General features: G+C 61.9%; 20 protein-coding genes and 2 pseudogenes. 13 read left to right on the top strand and 9 right to left on the bottom strand.

Features of this window, described 5'->3' with window-relative positions; genetic code table 11:
• Nucleotides 1-44 precede the first annotated feature (44 nt).
• The 9 genes from QUV11_RS13545 (at nt 45) to QUV11_RS13505 (ending at nt 10,806) form a co-directional block, all read left to right on the top strand.
• Nucleotides 45-794 carry a sulfite exporter TauE/SafE family protein gene (locus tag QUV11_RS13545; protein WP_300883420.1) on the top strand — a complete coding sequence of 250 codons (750 nt, stop codon included), beginning with the start codon at nt 45-47 and terminating at the stop codon, nt 792-794.
• Nucleotides 795-1,515: 721 nt separating this feature from the next.
• The gene (locus tag QUV11_RS13540) at nt 1,516-3,930 is read left to right on the top strand and encodes a TonB-dependent receptor (protein ID WP_300883419.1); all 2,415 of its coding nucleotides are present in this window, start codon (nt 1,516-1,518) and stop codon (nt 3,928-3,930) included.
• Between the two features lie 10 nt (nt 3,931-3,940).
• The gene (locus tag QUV11_RS13535; RefSeq protein WP_300883418.1) at nt 3,941-5,338 is read left to right on the top strand and encodes an MFS transporter; all 1,398 of its coding nucleotides are present in this window, start codon (nt 3,941-3,943) and stop codon (nt 5,336-5,338) included.
• An 18-nt stretch (nt 5,339-5,356) separates the two neighbouring features.
• Nucleotides 5,357-6,235 (top strand): TauD/TfdA family dioxygenase, encoded by an 879-nt coding sequence (locus QUV11_RS13530; protein WP_300883417.1) that lies wholly within the window; start codon nt 5,357-5,359, stop codon nt 6,233-6,235.
• 43 nt (nt 6,236-6,278) lie between these two features.
• Complete coding sequence (locus QUV11_RS13525) at nt 6,279-7,220, top strand: TauD/TfdA family dioxygenase (protein WP_300883416.1); 942 nt, start codon at nt 6,279-6,281, stop codon at nt 7,218-7,220.
• An 89-nt stretch (nt 7,221-7,309) separates the two neighbouring features.
• Entirely contained in the window at nt 7,310-8,944 is a 1,635-nt protein-coding gene (locus QUV11_RS13520) for an arylsulfatase (protein ID WP_300883415.1), read from the top strand.
• A 46-nt stretch (nt 8,945-8,990) separates the two neighbouring features.
• Entirely contained in the window at nt 8,991-9,188 is a 198-nt protein-coding gene (locus tag QUV11_RS13515) for a DUF2292 domain-containing protein (RefSeq protein ID WP_300883414.1), read from the top strand.
• 22 nt (nt 9,189-9,210) lie between these two features.
• Nucleotides 9,211-9,912, top strand: a complete 702-nt coding sequence (locus QUV11_RS13510) for a glutamine amidotransferase (RefSeq protein WP_300883413.1) — start codon at nt 9,211-9,213, stop codon at nt 9,910-9,912.
• Between the two features lie 243 nt (nt 9,913-10,155).
• The gene (locus tag QUV11_RS13505; RefSeq protein WP_300883412.1) at nt 10,156-10,806 is read left to right on the top strand and encodes an alpha/beta hydrolase; all 651 of its coding nucleotides are present in this window, start codon (nt 10,156-10,158) and stop codon (nt 10,804-10,806) included.
• A 67-nt stretch (nt 10,807-10,873) separates the two neighbouring features.
• Here the strand turns inward: QUV11_RS13505 and QUV11_RS13500 are convergent, their stop codons facing one another.
• The 5 genes from QUV11_RS13500 to QUV11_RS13480 all read right to left on the bottom strand — a co-directional run bounded on the left by QUV11_RS13500 (nt 10,874) and on the right by QUV11_RS13480 (nt 16,516).
• Entirely contained in the window at nt 10,874-11,644 is a 771-nt protein-coding gene (locus QUV11_RS13500) for a sulfite exporter TauE/SafE family protein (protein ID WP_300883411.1), read from the bottom strand.
• 27 nt (nt 11,645-11,671) lie between these two features.
• On the bottom strand, nt 11,672-14,158 hold the full coding sequence (locus QUV11_RS13495; protein ID WP_300883410.1) for a TonB-dependent receptor: 2,487 nt from the start codon (nt 14,156-14,158) through the stop codon (nt 11,672-11,674).
• 137 nt (nt 14,159-14,295) lie between these two features.
• A complete protein-coding gene (locus QUV11_RS13490; RefSeq protein ID WP_300883409.1) occupies nt 14,296-14,463 on the bottom strand; it encodes a YezD family protein in 168 nt (55 codons plus the stop codon).
• Between the two features lie 111 nt (nt 14,464-14,574).
• Nucleotides 14,575-15,018, bottom strand: a complete 444-nt coding sequence (locus QUV11_RS13485) for an Rrf2 family transcriptional regulator (protein WP_300883408.1) — start codon at nt 15,016-15,018, stop codon at nt 14,575-14,577.
• Between the two features lie 106 nt (nt 15,019-15,124).
• Nucleotides 15,125-16,516: an FAD/NAD(P)-binding protein gene (locus tag QUV11_RS13480; RefSeq protein ID WP_300883455.1), complete on the bottom strand. Its 1,392-nt coding sequence runs from the start codon at nt 16,514-16,516 to the stop codon at nt 15,125-15,127.
• 346 nt (nt 16,517-16,862) lie between these two features.
• On the opposite strand from QUV11_RS13480, the gene QUV11_RS13475 reads away from it, so the two are divergent.
• From QUV11_RS13475 to QUV11_RS13460, 4 genes are all read left to right on the top strand, one after another.
• Nucleotides 16,863-17,771: a fatty acid desaturase gene (locus QUV11_RS13475; RefSeq protein WP_300883454.1), complete on the top strand. Its 909-nt coding sequence runs from the start codon at nt 16,863-16,865 to the stop codon at nt 17,769-17,771.
• Nucleotides 17,768-18,583: a PhnD/SsuA/transferrin family substrate-binding protein gene (locus QUV11_RS13470; protein WP_300883407.1), complete on the top strand. Its 816-nt coding sequence runs from the start codon at nt 17,768-17,770 to the stop codon at nt 18,581-18,583. Before QUV11_RS13475 ends, QUV11_RS13470 begins: the two co-directional genes overlap by 4 nt.
• A 64-nt stretch (nt 18,584-18,647) precedes the next feature.
• Nucleotides 18,648-19,811, top strand: a complete 1,164-nt coding sequence (gene ssuD, locus QUV11_RS13465) for an FMNH2-dependent alkanesulfonate monooxygenase (RefSeq protein ID WP_300883406.1) — start codon at nt 18,648-18,650, stop codon at nt 19,809-19,811.
• A 17-nt stretch (nt 19,812-19,828) separates the two neighbouring features.
• On the top strand, nt 19,829-20,830 hold the full coding sequence (locus QUV11_RS13460; RefSeq protein ID WP_300883453.1) for a 2-oxoglutarate and iron-dependent oxygenase domain-containing protein: 1,002 nt from the start codon (nt 19,829-19,831) through the stop codon (nt 20,828-20,830).
• Between the two features lie 6 nt (nt 20,831-20,836).
• Here the strand turns inward: QUV11_RS13460 and QUV11_RS13455 are convergent.
• From QUV11_RS13455 to QUV11_RS13440, 4 genes and pseudogenes are all read right to left on the bottom strand, one after another.
• Nucleotides 20,837-21,142: pseudogene (locus QUV11_RS13455) on the bottom strand (serine O-acetyltransferase); the annotation flags it as partial.
• Nucleotides 21,142-21,447 (bottom strand): annotated as a pseudogene (locus tag QUV11_RS13450) (integrase); the annotation flags it as partial. The pseudogenes QUV11_RS13455 and QUV11_RS13450, both read right to left, overlap by 1 nt.
• Nucleotides 21,448-21,866: 419 nt before the next feature.
• Nucleotides 21,867-22,340, bottom strand: coding sequence for a BLUF domain-containing protein (locus QUV11_RS13445; protein ID WP_300883405.1), 474 nt, complete (start codon nt 22,338-22,340; stop codon nt 21,867-21,869).
• 43 nt (nt 22,341-22,383) lie between these two features.
• Complete coding sequence (locus QUV11_RS13440; RefSeq protein WP_300883404.1) at nt 22,384-22,785, bottom strand: BLUF domain-containing protein; 402 nt, start codon at nt 22,783-22,785, stop codon at nt 22,384-22,386.
• Between the last annotated feature and the right edge of the window lie 293 nt (nt 22,786-23,078).

Here is a 23,078-nt window from a genome sequence, read left to right as displayed (position 1 = left end):
GTGGGCATAAGCCATGCCGTGCGGCGGGCTATAAAGGGACACGAATGGAATCGCTGAAGAACATCTGGGTCACGGTTGGTTTGTTCGTGGTTGCGTTGATCTATGCCTCGGTCGGTCAGGCCGGGGCGACAGGCTACATCGCGGTGTTCGGGCTGGCGGGAATAGACCCGATCGCGATGAAGAGTGCCGCGCTGATGCTCAACCTGCTGGTTGCGGGAATCGGCACATATCAATTCTGGCGGGTGGGTCGGCTTTCCTGGCGCGACATCTATCCGTTTGCCGTCCTGGGCATTCCGTTTTCGCTGATCGGCGGCGCAACGCAGCTGCCCGGCGATGTTTATCTGCCGCTGGTGGGTGGTCTGCTGATCGTTGCCGCAGGCTTGATGGTGCGCAGCGCCGTCCAGCGCAAACTGCCTCAGGATACCGACGCCATCAAAGCGCCTTTCTGGCCAGCACTCGCCACCGGCGCAGTTATCGGCTTTGTGTCGGGCACCACCGGGACAGGCGGCGGCGTATTTCTTGCGCCCGTGATCCTCGCCATGCGCTGGGGCACAGTCCGGCAGATGGCGGCCACCACCGCAGTCTATAATCTGATGAACTCGGGTGCAGCATTGCTTGGCAGCTATGCGACCTGGAGCCAGGTTCCTCCCGCTATGTCGTACTGGATTGTCGCAGTCGCGGCAGGCGGCGTGATCGGTGCGTTTGTCGGCAGTCGCCTGTTACCGGATCTATGGATGCGGGGCGTGCTGGCGCTGCTGCTGCTCGCGGCGGGCGCTAAGATGATCGCCGGTTGAACGCTGGTCAGCAAAGACCGAGCAAAGCCGAGCTATCAGGGAGTGACAGATTTTTTTGAGTAGCCAAGCCTATCGATGGGGTTGACTGCCATTCTCAACTGATATAGTTAGGTAACTGCGGATCGGGGTTCTGCCCCCATCCGCACTAAGGCCCAAATGAGGCCCGCGGCATTTGAATGGGAAGCAGCTTGCTCCGCGTTACCAAAGGCTAAAGCGCGCGATGCTGAAGGCGACAGCGCCAGGCACCGTGTTCCCCCCACGTCTCTTTGGGGAGAAAACGATGCGAACGATCATGTGTAAGACCTGACACCCTGAACCGCTTTTCAGCGCGTCCATGCGCATGCCGCAGCCACAAGACATCACGACACCGGCACAGCAACCCCGGCCTTCGGCAACCCGATGGCGCGGTCTGTCCCTTCACGTCTGTCTGAAGCCCGGCGCGCCCACATTCAGAACCTATTTGATGGCGTTTCCCCGTCTGGCGTCGGGGAAGCGAACGGTGCCTCATGCCTGTACAATCAGCCTTCACGACCGCCGACCTGGCGCAATATCCCGTTTCGATCCAGCAGAGCCTCGCTGCCCTTTACGGTCCTTTCCCGGACCCGGTTGCAACCGCTCCACGCGCTCCGGTGATCCTCAAGTTCCCAGACCCGTGCGCCGATGATGCCTATGATGGCGGGGTTTCGGCCCCCTCTGTCTCCGCGAGCCGGAGACGCGCGGCATGACCTATACATCCGAACTTAAAGCCCGGCTTGTCCGCAAGCGACGGTTCGCTGCCCTGCTGGGGTCGGCCGCAATCGCATTGTTGAGTGCTCACCCCGCTCACGCAGCCGAAGACCAGTCCGTCACCGGAGAGACCGTTGCCGAAGAGGCCGAGGCTGCTTCTGCTGCCATCGTCGTCACGGCGCGGCGGCGCGAGGAAAGTGCGCAGGACGTGCCGATTGCGCTCAGCGTGGTGGATAACACCCAGCTGGAGGCGACCGGTAATTTCACGCTCGGCCAGATCCAGCAGCTGGTCCCCAGCCTTCAGGTGTTCAGCTTCAACCCGCGCAACACCAACGTGAACATCCGCGGGCTCGGTTCCAATGTCGCGCTGACCAATGACGGGCTGGAGAACGGCGTCGGGGTGTACATCGACAACGTCTATTATGGCCGCGTCGGCCAGTCGCAGTTCGATCTGGTCGATCTCCAGCAGATCGAGGTGCTTCGCGGCCCGCAGGGTACGCTGTTCGGCAAGAACACGACCGCAGGCGCGATCAACATCACTACCCGCGCGCCGGTGTTCGAGCCCGAGTTCCAGGGCGAGGCCACGCTGGGTGATTTTGGCTATCACCAGGTTCGCGGATCGCTTTCGGGCCCGCTGATCGGTGATGTCGTCGCCTTCCGCCTGACCCTGGCCGACACGCACCGCGACGGCTTTCTCTACAACGTCACCCAGCGCGCCGACGCCCAGAACTACGACAATTTTTCGGCGCGCGGCCAGTTGCTGATCCGTCCGGCGAGCAATCTCGACATCAAGCTGATTGGTGACTTCTCCCGCCAGAAACAGGATTTCGTGCTCAACGTCTTCGCGGGGATCTTCTCGAACTACGACAACGGCGCGGCCATCCCGAACAACTTCCTGCAGCGCGCCGCGCGCGCCGGATACACCCCGCTGCCGGTCGATCCATTCGCACGCATTGGCGATTCCAACTCCCCGTACCAGTCGAATATGGACAGCTATGGCGCGTCGGGCCAGATCGACTGGGACCTGGGTAATGCCGCGCTGACGTCGATCACCGCCTATCGATGGTGGGACTGGAACCCGGCCAATGATGGCGACGCGACCGCGCTGCCGATCGTCACCAAGGCGCAACAGGCAAACCGGCAGCGGCAGTTCAGTCAGGAGGTGCGGCTCGCTTCGACCGGAAAGCAGACCATCGATTACGTCGTCGGTGCCTATTATTTCTGGCAGATCGTGCGCGGCTTCGGGGCTACGGCTTATGGCGCCAACGCCGCCAACTGGAACCTGCCAACCGTGCCCGCTGCCGTCGGCAACGCCGCGCTCAATGGGTTCGAGGCCAACTCGATCTCGACGCCCGAGACCAAGAGCCTCGCCTTTTTCGGCCAGGCCGACTGGAACATCACCGACACGCTGGCACTGACCGGCGGTCTGCGTTTCACCAACGAGAAGAAATCGGGCGCGTTCAGCCAGTTCCATGTGGCGGGCGTCAACCTGGCCACTCTTCCCGCGGGGCAGGCGGCTGCAGCACTGGCGATCCGCAACCAGTTCAACCCCGTCACCAGCTTCGAAACAAGCTTTACCGACAACAGCCTGTCGGGCCTGCTCAGCCTCTCGTGGAAGCCAACGCCGGAATTGCTGGCCTACGGCACCTACTCGCGCGGCAACAAGTCGGGCGGTCTCAACCTCACCAACCTGCCCGCCGGCATCGACCCCGACGTTCGGCCAGAGAAGGTCGACAACTTCGAACTCGGCTTCAAGAGCCAGCTGTGGGACCGGCGCGTCACCTTCAACCTCGCCGGCTTCTGGACCGAGACCACCGATTACCAGACTGCGATCACCGAGATCACGCCAGGTACGGTCAACGTCCGACAGTATATCGCCAACATCCCCAAGGTGCGCTCGCGCGGGGTCGAGGCCGATCTGGTCATAGCGCCCACTGAGTGGCTGAGCTTCACCGCTTCGGGATCGTATGTCGATGCGACCTTCCTCAACTACCGCAACGCCCCGCAGGCGCCTGAAAACCTCAACCTCGGCGGTATTCAGGACCTCACAGGCGAGCAGATTCCGGGCGTGCCGAAGTTCACCTACACCTTGGGCCTCGATGCATCGCAGCCGTTGCTCGAGCGCGATGGCCGCACGCTTGAACTCTATGGCCACGCGGATTTCTCGCACCGGTCTTCGTTCAACACCACTGTCAGCCTGTCCCGCTATGGCGAGGTCGAGGGCTATGGCGTGCTGAACGCGCGCATCGGCGTGCGGCTGGATGACGGCGCGATCGACCTGTCGATCTGGGCACGCAACCTCACCGACACCGAATATTTCCAGACGCTGAGCCCCGCCAACACCGGTGCGATCACGGCGATCATCGGTGAACCAAGAACCATCGGCGCAACCTTGCGCACCAAGATCTGAGGGAAACGCCATGGCAACGATCTTCCCCTTCCCGCACGCTGCAGCGTCAAAGCCGGTGCAAGACGAGCAACGCCTGTCCAGCTGGCGACTGACGCGCTTCTCCGCAATCGCGGTGCCGGTCGCAGCAGCCGGGCTCCCGCTCGGGGTCTATCTGCCCCCGGTCTATGCGCAGGACCACGGTCTGCCGCTGACCACCATTGGCCTCATCTTTCTGGTCGGTCGGCTGTGGGATGCGATCCTCGATCCGTTCATGGGGGTGCTCAGCGACCGCACCCGCTCGCGCTTTGGACGGCGCAAGCCGTGGATTGCAGCGGGCGGTCTGTTGTTTGCCTCGTCGGCCTACTTCCTGTTCTTCCCGCCTCTGTCCGTGACGCCCGCATATCTCGCGATCGTGCTGTTCTTCTTTTACCTGGGCTGGACAGCGGTACAGATCCCGTTCCTCGCCTGGTCGGGCGAAATTTCTGGCCGGTATCATGAGCGCACGCGTGTCGCGACATTCCAGACCGTGGTTACCGCAGCTGCTCTTCTGATCACCTTGATCCTGCCCACAATTGCCGATCAGTACCGCCCCGGCGACGGCAAGCTCAAACTGGCGCTCATGGGCGGGCTGGTTGCTGTCACGATCTTGCCTGCACTGTTTCTGACGCTGACGTCTTTCCGCGAAACCCCGCCACCTGTCGTCGCCGCACCGCGCCAGCCGTTTGGAAGCCTCTTCCGCTCGCTTGTCGGCGACCGGCTTTTGCTCCGGGTGCTTGCGTCGGATTTCGCCGTCACGCTGGGCCAGCATATCCGCTCCGCGCTGATCGTCTTTTTCGTCACCTTCTATATGGGTCGGCCCGAATGGGCGGCGGGACTCTTCCTGTTCCAGTTCGTGTTCGGCGTGCTGGCAGGGCCGATCTGGCTCAAGATCGGCTACCGCCTTGGCAAGCACCGCACGGCAGTGGCTGGCGAACTGGTGCAGGTGGTGATCAACCTGGGCCTGTTGCTGGTGACACCCGACAATATGGCTCTCCTGCTCGGCCTGACGTTGGCGCAGGGTCTGGCACAGGGCTCAGGCAATCTGATGCTGCGCGCCATCGTCGCCGATGTTGCCGACAAGCACCGCCTCGATACCGGCAACGACCGCGCCGGGCTTTATTACTCAGTGTTCAGCCTGGCAGGCAAATCCGCCACCGCGGTCGCCATCGGCATCGCATTGCCGCTGGTTGCCTGGCTCGGTTTCGATCCCAAGGCGGTCAACACGCCTGAAGCGCTGACCGGCCTGCTGCTGGTCTTTGCCCTCGGCCCGGCACTCGCCCACGCCCTGTCCGCCTGGCTGATCGCAGGCTTCCCGCTCGACGAGAGCCGCCATGCCGAAATCCGCCGCGAACTCGACGCGCGCGAAGCCGCACTAGTCCCCGCTGAATAACGAAGAGAGGAGCCCCCCATGACCTACCAGTCCTTTGATTTTGGCAAATCACCCGGCACCGTCAGCCTCGAACCGCTGCAACCCAGCCTCGGTGCGCTGGTGACCGGTATCGACCTGCGGCAGCCGCTGTCCGGAGCCTATCGCATCGGGCTGAAAACGGCGCTGCTCCGATACCGGGTGCTGTTCTTCCGCGACCAGCATCTGACGCCTGAACAGCATATCGCCTTTGCTGCGAACTTCGGTTCGCTTGAGGTGCACCCGGTCTTCTCGCACCCCGACTTCCCTGAAATCCTGCCTCTGGTGTCGAACCAGTTGCGCGAGCGGTACAAGGGAACGACCGACAGCAACTGGCACACCGACACCACCTTCCGCCCCAATCCTTCGGCAGGCGCGGTGCTGCGCGCGATTGAATCGCCATCGCTGGGCGGAGACACGGTGTTCGCCAACGCTGTCGATGCCTATGCGCAGTTGCCCGAGGCGATCCGCGAACAGATCGACGGCCTGACCGCGCTGCACGATCCCAGCATCTTCCTCAAGTTCCTCGACAGCGAGGAGAAGCGCGAGGCACTGCGCAACGAGTTTCCTCCGGTCGAACATCCGGTGGTCCGCATTCACCCGGAGACCGGCGAGAAGGCGCTCTATGTCAACTCGGTGTTCACGCGGCACATCGTGGGTCTGAGCCCGCAGGCCAGCACGGCCCTGCTCTCACGATTGTTCGACCAGATCAAACGTCCCGAATTCCAGGTCCGCTGGAGCTGGAGGCCGGGGTCGATCGCCTTCTGGGACAACCAGGCGACCCAGCACTACGCCGTCCCCGACTATGATGAGCCGCGCCACATGGAACGTGTGACGATCGTTGGCGACCGTCCTTACGGTCCCGGCTCCCAAGCAACCTGACCGACAGGCCCCCCGACCCCTCATTCGAACCAGGAGAAAAACCATGACCAATCCCATCAACAGCTTCATCAATGCCGCCGACCCGCAAAGCCCGCTGGACATCGTCCCCGTCGCCGGACGCATCGGTGCAGAGGTGCGCGGCGTCGCGCTTTCGGGCGAGCTTGATGAGGACAGCATCGCTGCGATCAAGACCGCTTTGGTCCGCCACAAGGTGCTGTTCTTCCGCGATCAGGACGGACTCGACAATGCCCGGCACGAAGCTTTTGCCGCGCGCCTGGGCGATCCGGTGGCACACCCCACTGTGCCTGTCGCCGAAGGATCGCACTACCTGCTCGATCTCGACACGAAAGAGGGTTACGCAGCCTCCAGCTGGCACACCGACGTGACGTTCGTCGATGCCTATCCCGAAGCCTCGATCCTGCGCGCCATCACCATTCCGCAGGCGGGCGGTGACACGCTCTGGGCCAACGGCGTCACCGCCTATGAAGAGCTGCCCGAAGCGCTGAAGACGCTGGTCGATGGCCTGTGGGCGGTGCATTCGAACAAGTACGACTATGCCGCCGTGCTGGGCAGCAAGGATGCCAAACGATCCGAGGAATACAGCAAGGTCTTCGCCTCGACCGTTTACGAGACCGAGCATCCGGTGGTGCGCGTCCACCCGGTCAGCGGCGAGCGCAGCCTGCTGCTCGGCCATTTCGTCAAGCAGTTCGTCGGGCTGAACAGCGCGGACTCGCAGCGGCTGTTCAACATCCTCCAGGATCACATCACCAAACCGGAAAACACTGTGCGCTGGCGCTGGCGTGCGGGCGATGTGGCGATCTGGGACAACCGCGCCACCCAGCACCGCGCCATCGCCGATTTCGGCCTGCAACGCCGCACGCTGCGCCGTGCGACCATCGCCGGCAGCATCCCGGTCGGCATCGACGGCCGCCAGAGCCGCACGGTGAAGAAGGAGCGCGCAGCACAGCTCGAACCGGCCGAATAACCCTCTCTCCCACCCTGGCGACCCGTGCTTTCCCCCTTTCGGCACGGGTCGCCGCTTTTTTGTCACGCGATACCCACGAAGGTTTGTCCATGTCCCTGATGCGCGCATTCGCTCTTGTTCTGGCCGTCAGCAGCATGACCGCACCGGCGGCGGCGAAGACTCCCGAACGTCCCAACTTCCTGATCATCGTCGCCGATGATCTGGGCTTTTCGGACATCGGTGCATTCGGCGGCGAGATCGCCACGCCCCAACTCGACGCCTTGGCCTATCAGGGGCTGCGACTGACGGGTTTCCACGTCGCGCCAACCTGCTCTCCTACCCGTTCGATGTTACTATCGGGCACTGACAACCACCGCGCCGGATTGGGAACGATGGCCGAGTTGGTCGCCCCCAACCAGAAGGGCAAGCCGGGCCATGAAGGCTATCTGCGCCGCGATGTGGCAACGCTCGCGGAAATCCTCGCCAGCAGCGGCTATCGCACTGTGTTTTCGGGCAAATGGCACCTCGGCTTAACGGCAGAGCAGGATCCATTCGCGCGCGGGTTCCAGTCGAGCTTTGCCCTGCTGCAGGGCGGCCACAACCATTTCGGGCTCGGCGCATCCGACCGAAAGGGCCCCACGACCTACACCCGCAATGGCGAGGTGGTGACCAAACTGCCGGACGATTTCTATTCCTCCGACTATTTCGCGCAAGCCCTGGTCGCACAGATCGGTGGCCAGAGCAGCGAGGCGCCGTTCTTTGCCTATCTCGCCTTCACCGCACCGCACTGGCCGTTGCAGGCCCCGCGCGCCGATATCGAGAAATACAAGGGCCGCTATGACGCGGGCTATGAGGCGTTGCGCAAACAGCGGATCAAGCGGCAGATCGCGCTGGGTCTGCTCGACCCCAAGACACCAGTGCACAAGGCCGACAGCCGCACCCCGCGCTGGTCTTCGCTGAGCGCCGCCGACAGGGCAATCACAGCGCGCGATATGGAAATCTACGCTGCCATGGTGGACCGGATGGACCGCAACATCGGCCTGGTGATCGACCATCTGCGCAGCATCGGCGAACTCGACAACACCGTCATCCTGTTCATGGCGGACAATGGAGCTGAAGGTGTCGACTTCGCCAGAAGCGAGCTGCCATCGGTGAAGCAGCGGCTGGCCAATGCGGACAACAGTCTCAAAAGCCGCGGCACGGCAGCGTCCTACGTCGCTTATGGTCCCGGCTGGGCGCAGGCAGCGACGGCCCCGTCCTGGCTGTACAAAGCTTATGCAACCGAAGGCGGGACGCGCGCGACCGCCATCCTGCGCTATCCTGGCCTTGCGAAACAGGGCGGAGTAGCCCGCGAATATCTCAGCGTGATGGACGTCGTCCCTACGTTTCTGGACTTGGCCGGCGTTGCGCATCCCGCCGAAGGAGCCAACCCTGATCGCATCCAGCCTGTGCGGGGTCGCAGTTGGAGCGATTGGTTGCGCAGCCGCTCCGACCGTGTCTGGCCGGCTGACGTCGCCATCGGCACCGAGCTGTTCGGCTCTCGCGCGGTGCGCAGAGGCGACTGGAAGCTGGTGGATACCGGTGACGGGCGCTGGCGGCTGTTCAATATCGCAGCGGACCCGGGCGAAACAGGCGACCAGGCCAGCCGCCAGCGCGCCATCCACGCATCGCTTGTCGGTGAATGGGATCGTTATGCGAATGATGTCGGTGTCATCCTCCCCGACCAGACGCTGTACCGGCCATGAGCCCCAATTCAGGCAGGCGTGATCTGATCCAGGAGGTTCAGGGCAGATGACGAAGACTTCTGAAGATGGCAGCGCCGTTCAGGAGGAAAGGCGGGCTTTCATCCAGCAAAGCCTGCCGACCATTGCCGATGCACTGCTCAGCGTGGATTACGGTTCTGTGACGATTAATCTGCGAGCAGGCAAAGTTGTGCTGCTCGAAGTGACCCGCCGCGAGCGGTTTGAATCGGAGGAGCAGCAACCATGATCATGCTTCAGGTTTGGACACTTTGACCAAGACCGCGCTTCTGGTTCGGCATGTTCCCTATGAGGGGATCGCCGGCTTTCGCGAGCCGATCGAGCACGCAGGCTATACGATCGACCGGGTCGATGTGACCGACCCTGGGTTTGCCGATATCGACTTCGATGCGCCCGATCTGGTGGTTCTCATGGGGGGCCCCATGGGGGTTTATGACCGCCACGAGCACCCCTGGATCGCCCACGAGATCGAGCGGGTGGCAGGTCGATTGGCCAGGGATTGCCCGACCCTTGGCATATGTCTTGGCGCCCAAATGATTGCCGCCGCGCTGGACGCGCGTGTCTATCCCGGTGGCGTCCACGAGATCGGGTTCACGCAGATCGAGTTGACCCCATCGGGCCAGCAAAGCCCGCTGACCCATCTGCAGGACACCCCCATCCTGCAGTGGCACGGCGATACGTTCGATCTGCCCCATCGCACCGAATGGCTGGCGAGCAGCGCGACCTATCCGCACCAGGCGTTCCGGCGCGGCCCCGAATTGCTGGCGCTGCAGTTCCACGCAGAGATGGGGCTCGATCCGCGTGTTCATCACTGGATCGCCGAATCGGGTCCGTGCCTGAGTGCGCAAAATATCTGCGAACGGCGACTGGCGCACGACTACGACCAGCTCGGTCCCTCTGCCGTCGCCGCAGGACAGGCGATGATCGCGGAATGGCTTGGAGGTCTCAACTAAGCCGAAGGCCTCGACTCGTGCGGGCCTTGATAGCAGTGCTGACGCCGACTGCGTCCCCATGCCTTGACGCCGCGTTCAACCGACGCCTTCCAACAGGATGGCGCACCAGACCCTCATCTGGCCACAAACCACTTGTCTATTAAAAGAATAGAGAATATCTTGTGATGGTCGGTTGATGCCATGTTGGCCTTGGCCGCACCGGTGCCCAAGCGCCGGTAAAAGAAAACGCAAAGGAGATGTTTGATGTCAGCCTTTCGTACTCGTGACCTGCAGGAGCCTACGATCCTGCTCGTGCCCGGACTGGACAACAGCGGCCCTGCCCATTGGCAGACACACTGGGAGCTCCAGTGGCCGAACTGCCACCGTGTCGATATGGGCAACTGGTCGCTTCCCAACCGCAATGCCTGGGTCAACCGCCTGAACCTGGCGATCCGCCAGACGCAGGGCCCGATCGTCCTGGTCGCTCACAGCCTTGGCTGCCACGCGGTCGCCTGGTGGGCCGCGCTCGAACGGCCGACGTCGCATGGCCCTGTCGTCGGTGCGCTGCTGGTGGCACCGCCCGAAGTCGACAACGCACCGAGCGACCCCCGGCTCAATGCGTTCGCACCCTCCGCTCGCGGCGTCCTGCCCTTCCCCTCGATTCTGGTGAGCAGCCGCGACGATACGTATATCTCCCCTGATCGTGCCTATCGCCTCGCCAGCTTCTGGGGCAGCGATAATGTCGATGCCGGGCGCCTTGGCCACATCAATGCGGCGTCCGATATCGGCGATTGGGCGGCGGGCAAGTCGCTGCTGATGCGGTTGCTCGATGGGGTTGAAGCGCAGTTCGACAGATCCGAGAGGTCTACGCCTGTCACGCACCGTCCCGGTTGGCCGCGTGATGTAACTCTGTAAGACAGCAAAATATCGACGGCGGAATGGGTGTGCTCATCCATTCCGCCGTCATCGTGGCGAGATAGTCTTATGCCAAGGCTTTGTAGATACTGAACACACTGGTCACCGTCAGCACGACGCCAACCAGCAATAGCAAGGCGCGAGGTTTAACGCGCTTGGCCAAAAGCGCCCCGAATGGCGCAGCCAATACACCGCCAATCAGCAAGCCGATGGTCGCATTGGTAAACGCCTCGAACCCCAATGTCAGAATGAAGGTTACCGAGATCGAGACGGTCAGGAAGAATTCCGACGCGCTCACCGTACCGATCACCTTGCGCGGTTCGCTGCCCTGGATCAGCAGGTTGGAGGTGACCACCGGTCCCCAGCCGCCGCCGCCTGCTGCATCAAGGAAGCCTCCTGCAGCGCCGAGCGGCGCGACGATGCGCGGATCCTTGAACTTGTTCGGCGGGAATTTCCACGCGCGATACAATAGCAGTACGCCGACGCCCGCAAGATAGGCCATCACCAGCGGGCGGGCGACCTCAGCATGGATATTGGACAGAACATAGGCGCCCAGAACTCCACCGCCGATCCCCGGAAGCACCAGCCGGCTGAACAGCTTCCAGTCGATGTTGCGGTGCCAGGCATGGCTGAGCCCCGATGCCCCGGTAGTGAACACCTCGGCCAGATGGACGCCCGCTGAAGCCTGTGCGGGCGGCACGCCGAGCACCGAGACGAGCAGCGTACTGGAGATGACGCCGAACGCCATCCCCAGCGCGCCATCCACCATCTGCGCGGCAAAGCCCGCGAGGATGAAGGGCCAGATATCGGCGGGGTTCAGGATACTCAGGTCCAGCATGTCTGGTCCCTTTCTTGGCTGGAGGGGTCAGAAACTGGAGGCAAGGGTCAGGCCGAAGGTGCGCGGGTCGCCGGGTTGTCCGGCTATCAGGCCGGTGTTGCCGCCGGTGTTGGCCGCGAGCTGCTCGAAATAGTTCACGTCAAAGGCGTTGCGCACCCAAGCGAAGACGTTGAGCCCGTCATCGGTGCGATAGCCCAGCCGGAAGTTGGTAAGCGCATAGCCTTGGATGTCGGTGTAGATCGAGCGCGAGGGGTTCGACGAGAATTTGGAGCGGTAGTTGCCGTCGAACCCGACATAGGCAAAGCCGTCGAGCCCGAAGATCGAGGCGGGCGCATTGGCCTCTGCACCATAAGAGAACGCCCAGTTCGAAATGCCGGGCAGCCATTGGCCCGAGATATCGCAGTTCGCCGGGCTCAGCGCGCCAGGAACGCCAGGGGCTCCGGGTGTCTGCCCGGCACCCACCGTCGTGCCGCCAGCCAGTTCGGGCGGGCATGGGGCATCGACGAAGCGAACATACTCATGGTCGGTATAGGCGCCGCTGACATAGGCGTTGAACCGCTCCGAGGGGCGCACGCTGAAGTCCGCCTCGATCCCGCGCACCCGCACCTTGCCCGCATTGGCGAGATAGCCGCGCAGCACGCCCAGCTGGCCGTTGTTGACCGTCGCCTGATAGTCTCCGATTTCGGTCCAGAAACCGGCAAGGTTGAGCGTCGCGCGGCGGTCCCAGAACTGCGTCTTCAATCCGACCTCGAAATGATCGACCTTCTCGGGAGCGACAGCGCCGGCTGCGAGCAGCGGGTTGCCCGCCGCGTCGTTCGGAACCCCCGACAGGTTGATGCCACCGGTCTTGAAGGTCTTAGCATAAGTGGCATAGCTGCGAATGTCTGGAGCGATCTGATACGCCAGGGTCAGGTCGTACGACAGGTTCCAGTCGCTGAATTCGGGCTCGAAGAATTGCGGGGCCAGCACCCCTCGCTGCGCGACGATCCACGGATCGTTGGCGAACGGCCCGTTAAAGGTGACCAGCTGGCGGGTGCCGTTCGAGGCCGTTCCGGTCACCACCGAGTTGTACGATCCGGTCTTCTTGTCGTAGTTGATGCGGATTCCCGGCTGGATGGTGAACGCATCGGTGACCTTCCAGCTGAGCTGACCGAAGGCGGCCACGCTGGTGTTCTTGAACCCGATATCGTTGTTGGCAACCAGCCCGTTGAGCACCGCCGGGTTGTTGGCGAGCGCGCTGGTCGGGTTGAGCAGCCAGCGGCTCGCGGCCGGCCCCTGCTCCTGGATGCCCTGGGTGTCGATGGTCTGATAGAAGCCGAACACGCCTGCAACGAAGTCGATGCGGTCGCCCAGCGATCCGGCATAGCGCACCTCTTGCGTGAACTGCTCCTGCTGCGAGGGATTGTTGACCTTGAGCGTGATCGGCAGGCCGGTGAAATCGCGGTCGTTCGACGGGGTCCAGTCCCAGAAGCGCCAGGCGGAAACCGAGGTCAGCGTGCCGGGCCCGACATCCCATTCGACCTTGAGCGATGCGCCGCCCAGGATGCTCTTGGCGCTGAGTTCGGCATCGACATCGGTCACCCGGTCGAACGCGTCGAGGCTGGGCGGGGCATAGCCGAACGCCGCCGACAGCGCGGGGAACTGGCGGTTGGCCGGGCGCTGGGTGCTGCCGTAGCGCGCATAGATCTGCGCGCAGCATTCGGGGTTCTGGCGGTTGTAGTCGCCCGCCAGCGTCACCTTGAGGGAATCGCTCGGCTTCCACAGCAGCGTGCCGCGAATCCCCAGATTGTTCAATTCGTTCACGTTGGTGCCGGTGGCGACGTTGAAGATCGTGCCCCGCCGATCGGTGGTCGCAACCCCGAAACGCACAGCGACAGTGTCAGACAGCGGCCCGGACACCGATGCCTTGGCCTGGCGGAACTCGAGATTGCCTGCGGTGACCTCGGCGCGGCCCTCGAAATCGAAGCTCGGTTCCTTCGAGGTGATGTTGATCGCGCCCGCAGTCGTATTCTTGCCGTAGAGCGTGCCCTGCGGCCCGCGCAGCGTCTCGACCTGCGCGATATCGAGGAAATCGAGCGTCGCCACCGCCACCCGGCCGACGAAGACATCGTCGATATAGATGCCGACACCCTGTTCGATGCCGTCATTAGTGAGGCCGAACGGCGCGCCGAGCCCGCGGATGTTGATCGCCGAATTGCGCGGGTTGGAGGAGTAGAACTGCAATGTCGGCTGCAATTGCGTCAACCGGCTGACGTTGAAGCTGCCGGTGTTGTCGAGCGTGGTCACATCGACCACCGAGAGCGCAATCGGCACGTCCTGCGAGGATTCGTCGCGGCGGCGGGCGGAGACGATGATCACGTTGCCGGGCTGTTGCTGAGCTTCGGCAATATCGTCTGTCTGCACTTCGGCTTCGGCTGCGGCGCCGTCGGTGTCAGCAGCGAATGCCGGAGCCTGAAACGCAAGCGCGATGGCCAGCGCAGCAACGGACGTGCGCGCGGTAATGGAAATGGACATTTGGAAAGACCCCCGAGAATGGAAGTGCTTCCGGCTGTCCGGTCGGCACAGTATGGCTGCTGCACAAAGCATGACCTCAGAAAAATGCCGGTCCGGTAGTCCCGGTCCCGGCAATCGAGGGAATGTAAAAATGTCGGTCAGCTGAAGCGCTGGCGCTCGGTCACGTCCATCTGGACCAGCTTGCCATCGTGGACGGTCAGAACCACCGCGCCGAAGCGAAGCTTTGAAATGGCGTCAGCGATTGCAGCGATCGGAACATCGCGCTGCGGAGCAGCAAGCGACTCGGTAAGCTTTGAAGGTGGCATCGTGAAACCCCTGTAAAAACTGGTGCGGACCGGCTGCATGCAGCATGGCCCGCAGTCACAGGGCTAATCTCTACCTTTTGAGTTGGCAAGATAGTTTTGCTTGTCAGCGTCTCAATGTGCGATAGCAGGCCCGAACGGTGGGACAGGCTGAATGGAATGCGCCAAGGTGATTTGATCGAGGATCAGCGCAGTTTCATCCCGCACTTTGAGCATCAATGCTCGCAAGCGGCACTCGTCCTCTTCCAGACAATTCTTGCACTTTTCATAGGCATACCGGCTGGCGCAAGGCACCAATGCCAGCGAACCACGCGTCAGCCGGACGATATCGCCATAACGGATATCCACCGGAGGCAGGCCCAGCGCATAGCCTCCATCCTTGCCGCGATGCGACTGCACGAGTCCCGCCCGCGCCATTTCAGAAAGGATTACGGTCAGGAACTTGGGAGGTATCTTCTGGGCAGCGGCGATTTCGTCAAGCTGCACAAGGCCTTGGCCATAATGGTCGGCAAGGTGCTGTAGAGCACGGATCGAGTAGCGGACTTTCTGGCTTAACATCGCAAATAGCTACGCCCCTGATCGCCCCGTTTCAATGCCTTTGGAGGTCAGACACATCGCGCGATTTCCGAGGCCGGCGCTCACTCACGGGATGGTTCGAGCCCTACTAAAGCCCTTCGCCCCCCACCCAATGCGCATTGGCCAGCCGGCGTGCCAATGTCCATGTCTGGTGGCGAATATCGGGAACCGCCACGACTTCCCAAAGGCCCCCACGGGTCATAGGGCCGATGGCAAAGACACTATCATTTGCGTTGCCATCTCGTCCGATGACCCGCGACTGGTCGTCAATATCGAGTCCCAGGCGCAGTTGGTCCGGCCTGATCGTCCCGCTGGCCAGCAATTGGCCGAGCAACGGATCATGTGTCCGCAGCAGGTCACCCTGCGGCCCGGTGCAGTTGACCGCGCGCCGCACTTTCAGAGTTTCGCTGTTGCTCTCCCCGCGAGGTCGCAAGGTCACATTTAAAAACCCGGCGCCCGGATCACACGACACAGTCTTGCCCGCGACGAATCCCAGCCGCCCTTCGGCCTGCAACTGCGCAATTCTGGCCGCCACTTGCGGTGCAAGCCGATGACGGTGGATATCCCAATATGGCCGCAGATGGCGCAGGAAACGCTCGCGCTGTATCGGCGCGCACGCCGCCCAGAGTCGCTGCGTCAGCGGGCGCAGGTCATCCACGGCATCGCGCCAGGGCCTTTCCTGCGCCCTTGATCGCACGAATCGCGTGAGGTCGCTTGCCTGGGTGGGCGGCAGCTCGGCAATCTCGCTTGGGCTGCGTGGCTGGTCCCAATGGGCATGGGGCACCAGGCCTCGGCGCGAAAGGGCGATGATTCGCCCGCGAAAGCCTTTCGCATCGAGCAATAGCGCAGCATCAATCGCGGTGAGCCCGGATCCCAACAGCAGGACTGCGTCGTCGCTCGTCAAACCTTCGCATATGTCGCCTGCCCACGGATCATCCGCGTAGACGTCGGGTCCGAGCGCAGACTCGTGAAAGCCGGGAGGAGCATGGGGCGGCAGATTCCCCATCGCAAGAACCAACGCATCGGCTTCGATAGAACGACCATCGGCCAATGTGATCACCTGCCTGCCCGCTTCCTGCCGGATCACAACCGCTGTGGCAGGTACAATCTTGAGTCGACTGCCTGCTGATTGCGCGGCATTGTCCAGCATCTCGCTGAGATATTGTCCATAAGTCGTTCGCGGGACGAACGTGCTCGCGTCACCCAGCCCCTCACGAACAAGCCATCTGACGAAATGCGTCGGATCGTCCGGAAGTGCACTCATATTGCCGGCGCGGACATTCAGCAGGTGATCGGGATGGGCTGCGCTGTAAGCGACGCCCCGCCCCAATCGGGACTCGCGCCGTTCGATCAGGATAGCCGCAGGTCCGTCGTGCCGCAGCAGATTGATCGCCTGCATGGTCCCCGAAAATCCACCACCGATTATCGCGACAGTCGAATTCCGGTCTAGGACCGGCAGACTGGTAGGAATGACAAGCATCAGGTTCGTGCGCTCCATAGTTTCTCATATTGTCGCGGGGCAAAACTTCGCTGCCCGCGCCTTTCTAGCAGGCTGTGCACTGCCTCAGCTAACATGTCCGAACCCGGCCTTTTGCAGCAGGATTTCCGACGGCAAGCCCGAGAGCGAACATTGCTTGCTGGTATAATTGATTTCCTCCCTTGCTTTTCTCAACTGAATTCATAGACTTTATAGAGGTTGCATAACAAGGCTTTTCTATGTGCTCTACGACCAGACTGTCATCGATATGCTGCGCAGTTCAACAAGCGCCTTCACACGGTGCATCGTCCCTGCCGCGGGACGTGGCCGAGAGTTGGGCGTGAGCGTGATGCGTAAACGCAATGTCGCACCTGTAATTCGGCGTACCGTTGAATCGCCGACGGTCGCGCTGGCCGTTGTCATCCATGCCAGTTGGTTTGCGCTCACCGCGTGGCATGACAAGATCCCACCCTTGCTGCTGTTCCTGTCCGGCGGCTGGATCATCGCATGGCACAATTCGCTCCAGCACGAGACGATCCACGGCCACCCGACGCGAAGCCGAGCGATCAACACCCTACTGGGCTGGGCTCCGTACAGCCTGTGGCTGCCCTACAGCATCTACCGAGACAGCCATATCGCGCACCATGCAACCCGCAACGCGACCGACCCGTTCGACGATCCGGAATCGCGCTATCTTGCCAAGAGCGGCACGCTGGTTTGGTTTATCGAGAAAGTGCAGCAGAGCCTGATCGGTCGGCTGCTGCTCGGGCCTTTCCTGTCGATCTTTCGCTTTCTGGGGAGCGAACTGATCCGAGCTTACCGTCAACCTGGTGGTGTTCTGCGTGACTGGTTGCCGCATGCCGGGGGCGTGTTGGCAATTCTGATCTGGCTTGACCACTGCGGCCTGGGGCTGGGTCAGTATATCCTCTGCTTCGTCTTGCCCGGCACCTCGCTCTCGTTGCTGCGCAGTTTTGCAGAGCACCGCGCTGATGCGGATGCCGCTGCGCGCGTGGCGACGGTGGAGCGCGGCGGTCCGCTTGCCCTCCTGTACCTGAACAACAATCTCCATGCGGCACATCATGCCCGGCCGGATCTTGCTTGGTACCGCTTGCCCGGCTTCAATGAGCGATTGCTGCGCGAACGCGGATCAGCGGTGCGCGGCCCGGTCTACCGCTCCTACTGGAGCGTTATCCGGCGCTTTGCATTCCGCGTGCATGACGACCTTGTTCATCCCGATTATCGAGGCGAAGCATCATGAGCGCCTATTTCGCCATGTTCGGCATGTATGACCATCCCCAGCAACAGGCTGGCAACGATGCGCTGTGGGCCTGGATTGCATACCGCCTGAAGTCCGAAGGGCTCGAAGGCATACCTGATCGATTGCAGCGGCAACGCAGTGTCGAAGCGCAGTGGCAGGACCCCGCTTTGCTATTCGGACAATGCTGCGGCTATCCTTTCGCGAGGTCTTACTCGGATCGTCTGCAACTGCTTGCCGTGCCGCGCTACAACGCCGCATATTGTGAGGGCACCCGGCACCGCAGCTTGATCATAGCCAGGTCGAGTGACCCACGCGCCAGCTTGGCTGAGTTTCGCAGGGCCACGGCAGCGGTCAACGATGCGCAGTCGAACACGGGGATGAACCTGCTGCGCCATACCGTGTCGGACCTTGCCGCCTACAGACCATTTTTTGGTGATATCCTTTTCACCGGCGGCCATGTCGCAAGCATGTGGTCCGTGGCGCTCGGCCAAGGCGACATCGCTTCCATCGACGCGGTCAGTTTTGCTGCACTGGCGCGAGCTTATCCGGACCTTGCTGCGCAACTGAAGATCATCGCGATTTCCCGCAGCGTCCCCGCGCTTCCCTTCGTCACTTCAATATCGACACCTCAGCCGATCGCCGCGCTCGTGCAGCATGCCCTGTTTGCGGCAATGGAAGCGCCTGAACTTGCAGATGCGCGGGCAGCGCTGTTTCTCGATGGCGTAGAACCCATCCTGCCGGAAGCCTATAACGAGACGATCGAGATCGAACGTGCATCCCGGCCGATCAACTTTGCAGCACCTGTCGCATGACGCTGTTGGTCCAGGCTTCCGGCAGGTACTCTGCGACAATGCCTCATTCCACTGGAGCACCCGCATGAGCATTCGCCCATTCTGGTTCATCCCAACCCATGGCGATGGGCGTTGGCTTGGTTCAGCAGAAGGATCCCGCCCCACCGAATTCTCCTATCTGGCGCAGGTGGCCCAAGCGGTCGACCGACTGGGATTTGAAGGCGCGCTGTTGCCAACCGGTCAGACCTGCGAAGACAGTTGGGTGGTCGCAAGCGCATTGGTGCCACTGACCCAGCGGCTCAAGTTCTTGGTCGCCGTGCGGCCGGGTGTCACATCGCCGCTGTTCGCCGCGCGCCAAGCCGCAACGCTCGACAGGATCAGTGGCGGGCGGCTTCTTGTGAACATCGTCGCAGGCGGCGACCGCAGCGAGTTTCGCGCGGACGGCGTCGATCTTGCGCACGCAGACCGCTATGCGCTGGCGGAAGAATTCGTGGCCGTATGGCGGCGTCTGATGACTGGCGAAGCCGTCGATTATCAGGGCGAGCATCTGTTTGCGGAAGCTTCCGAGCTGCTGTTCGCACCGGTCCAGGCGGGCGGACCGCCGCTCTATATCGGCGGATCATCAGAGCCAGCCGTGGCGCTGACCGGCAAGCATATCGACCACTATCTCACCTGGGGCGAGCCCGTGGCCGATGTCGCTGCCAAGATTGCCAATGTGCGCGCCGCTGCCGCCAAGCACGGCCGCGAGGTTCGGTTCGGCATCCGGCTGCACATCATCGTGCGCGAGACAGAGGGGGCGGCATGGGCCGAGGCTGACCGGCTGATCAGCAGGCTGGATGATGCGACGATCGCGCGAGCGCAGGCCGCGCAGAGCCAGAGCGAATCTGTTGGCCAGCAGCGGATGCAGGCACTGCACGGCGGGCGGCGAGACAGGCTGACGGTTGCCCCCAACCTCTGGGCCGGGGTCGGTTTGGTCCGCGGCGGGGCTGGAACCGCGCTGGTGGGGTCGGCTGAGAACCTCGCCGAACGGATCGCGGAATATGCCGATGTCGGCATCGAGACCTTCATCCTGTCCGGCTATCCGCATCTGGAGGAAGCCTATCGCGTGGCGGAGCTGTTATTTCCGCTGCTCGATATCGCCCGTGACGATACCTCAAGGCCATCGGCGGTCTCGCCGGGCCGTGCTGGTGAGACCGGAGGATTCGCACTGGCCAGCGGCAAGACGCGCTTCGCGACCGGTCCGTCATGAACGAGGCCGTGACAGCCATGCTGCCCGTTATCGACATTGCGCCGCTGGTCGAGCGTACCAACCCTGACCAGGAACGCGTGGTGGCTGCACAGATCGATCATGCCTGCAGCAATTTCGGCTTCTTCTATGCGACGGGCCACGGCATCGACCTAAAGCTGTTGCTTGATCTGCGCGATGCAAGCGCAGCCTTCTTTGCCTTGCCTGAGGCGATCAAAGCCGAAATCGCCATGGCAAAGGGCGGCACGGCCTGGCGGGGCTGGTTTCCGGTTCAGGGTGAACTGACCTCGGGACTGCCGGACCTCAAGGAGGGGCTGTATCTCGGTGAGGAGCTAGGCTTCGAGGATCCCAGGGTACGTGCCGGCCTGCCGCTTCACGGCGCCAATCTTTGGCCGGATTCAGTGCCCGAACTCCGCCACGCAGTTATCGCTTATCTGGCCGCAGCAGTGCGCGCGGCTGACGCGATCATGCGCGGCTGTGCGCTGGCGCTGGGCTTGGAAGCAGACCATTTCGCCAAGGGTCTGACCGCGCAGCCCACCTTGCTGTTCCGCCTGTTCCATTATCCCGCACCCGATCCCGAAACGGTTCAATCCGCGCCTTACGGCGTCGGTGAGCACAGCGATTACGGGCTGCTGACGCTGCTGGCGCAGGACGACAAGGGCGGCCTTGAAATCCGCACCCGCGATGGCTGGATTGCGGTGCCGCCGTTGGCCGACACGCTGGTCATAAATATTGGTGACATGTTCGAAAGGCTGACAAGAGGGCGATTTCGCTCCGCCCCGCACCGCGTCGTCAACCGGGCGGGCGTCTCGCGCTATTCGTTTCCGCTCTTCTTCGACCCCGACTTTCAGGCCGAGGTGCAACCGCTACCCGAACTGGCACCGTCAGTGTTTCCGCGCGAGACGCGGTGGGATGGCCTCGATATCCATGAACCGATCGGCACCTATGGCGAGTATCTGATCGGCAAGGTGAGCAAGGTGTTTCCTGAACTGGCTCAAGCGCGATTGCGGAACCGCGCCTGACCAGCTTCAGGTTCCCAAGATAGTGTTCTGCTCGCGCGCTTGGATGACGCGGCTGCCGGGTGGCAAATCATGCGTCAGCCAGACATTGCCGCCGATCTCGGATCCAGCTCCGATCGTGACCCGGCCGAGGATCGTGGCTCCGGCATAGATCACCACATCATCCTCAACGATCGGGTGGCGAGCGATGTCGCGGATCATGACCCCGTCGTCATCGGCCGCAAAGCTGCGCGCACCCAGCGTGACGCCCTGATAGAGCCGGACATTGCGTCCCAGTATCGCCGTCTCGCCGATCACCACACCCGTGCCGTGATTGCGTCCGGAAGCAATTCGAACTGAACAGGCCGACCTGTTTTCTGTTGCATCACGATTGCGCGCGTCCGGATCTGTCCTCCGCTGACAATGTCTCCAATTTTCATCCGCACCAAGTCGCAGCCGCGAAGCTTGCTATCAATCGCGAGGTCAAACAGTGCGCGATCTCGCAGGCGACGGTTCTGGTTGAGGCAGAACCGGATCTGCCAAATTTGCTTTGGCTTTAGTGCACGCTTCGCACCGACGGTTCGTCCGGCATTCCAGACCTGACGTTTGGTCGCAACGATTTGAGATGCAGTCATTTCCATGATCATTCTCCTATGGCCGGGTTGGCTATTCGAAGAACGGTCCATAGGCGGGAGGGTGTAGACCCAGTCGGGCTTGTACCGACCCAGACCCGGTCGTCCATGAAGGCCGAATTGCACGTCTGATTTCGCCCGAAGCCGCCATCCCGCTTTCGGGATCGCAAATCGGCCCTGCTCATGACTTGGGTTGGGTGGAGTGCCGGAGGTCTGGTTGCACGGCGTCGAAGTCGCTTGGCTCCACATTACTGGGCTGATCCGGTCTCAACTGATGCGGGTGGGCTGGGCCTCGGCGATCACCTTTCGCGATACCGACATTTACGGTGATGCCAATGACGCATGCATCCGTCTTGGGCTCTCGTCCACTACCGATCCGTGGCAGAGTCACAAGCGGGATCGGCCGAAATGTTTAATTACCGTGGTGATTAAGCGCGCCCGAGCGATGGCAAAGGTCTCGAAGCGAGTTGCTCAAGAATACGTGTCAGTGCTGCGACGCTGCCATCATCCTTCGCGCTTTCGAGAGCTTCCTTCAGCACCGAGCGGATGTCATCGGCTTCGACGTGCTCCATCTCCCAATGCGGGTAAATACGCTCCCGTTTTTCTACACTCCGATCGAGAGTGACAATATCATGATGTCGCTCGTCATTATGCAGATTGGAGATCAGGCCCTGCACTTCGGTAGGTGGGCCTTCGATCCACTGGAAGAAGACCCCGCTGCCGAAAACCAACACCCCGGTGATACCGCGGGCGACATTGCGAGATTGAGAAAATTCAACAATGCGCCTGACCTCGGCCTCGTCGACACTGTCCGCTGCACGGCTGCAATACGCAAATGTTTCAAGCGTGATCGCAGCTAAGTCCAAATAATCGTCTTCTGAAAAGTTGGGTTCATCGAACATTGGAGACTCACTTTTCATTAATGGGGAGGCGCAGCGGAAAGCTTCAGCCTGGATGCGCTTCGCTCAAACGGATGAAAGGCGCGCGCAGGTCTTGGGGGCTGGCAGCTTCCAACGCGCCTTTGGCAACGTCATCAGCTGACCAGAACAGCGAGGGTGCTTGATCATCGAGCATGGACCAGGCTGGAAACAGCCGCTCGTCCATTTCTTCTTTAAGCAGCAGGCGGATGTCGATGTGCCGATCATCGTTCAAAATGCATGAGTACAATGCCTCGATCGAAGCTGACGGCCCTTCGATCAGTTGCAGATAAACGTCATGGCGACAAATCAATGCGCCAGTGATTTCCCATTGCGGATTGTTGCGCCGCGCTGCAGAGAGAATGCTGGCTAGCATGGCGGAATCAAAGCCGAAGGGCTGTGAACGATAAATCAGACGTGTTCTCGACATGTGACCTCGTATCAATGCGTTAGCCCGACGGTAAGCCAAAGCGTACGGATGTTATAGAGCCAATTTGGGTAGGTGGCCGATCACGCTGGCATTCAGGCGGCGAAGGATGTGGGTTGTATGCTTATCCCTTGACGGCTCCATCCTTATGAATGAAACCTCTACGCTGAGCTCAGGATCAATAATGGCCGGGCAAGCTCCTTGCCGTCTCCGACGGGATCGTTGAAAAAAAGTGGCGGATTGAACCGCACCGGGTTTCCCGGAGGCTGTTTGGTTTAAGTTACGCAGCCATGGGC

The organism is Blastomonas sp., from assembly GCF_030373265.1.
Lineage (GTDB): Bacteria > Pseudomonadota > Alphaproteobacteria > Sphingomonadales > Sphingomonadaceae > Blastomonas.
Note: the sequence above shows the minus strand (reverse complement) of the source record. Positions and strands in the feature narration are given on the sequence as shown.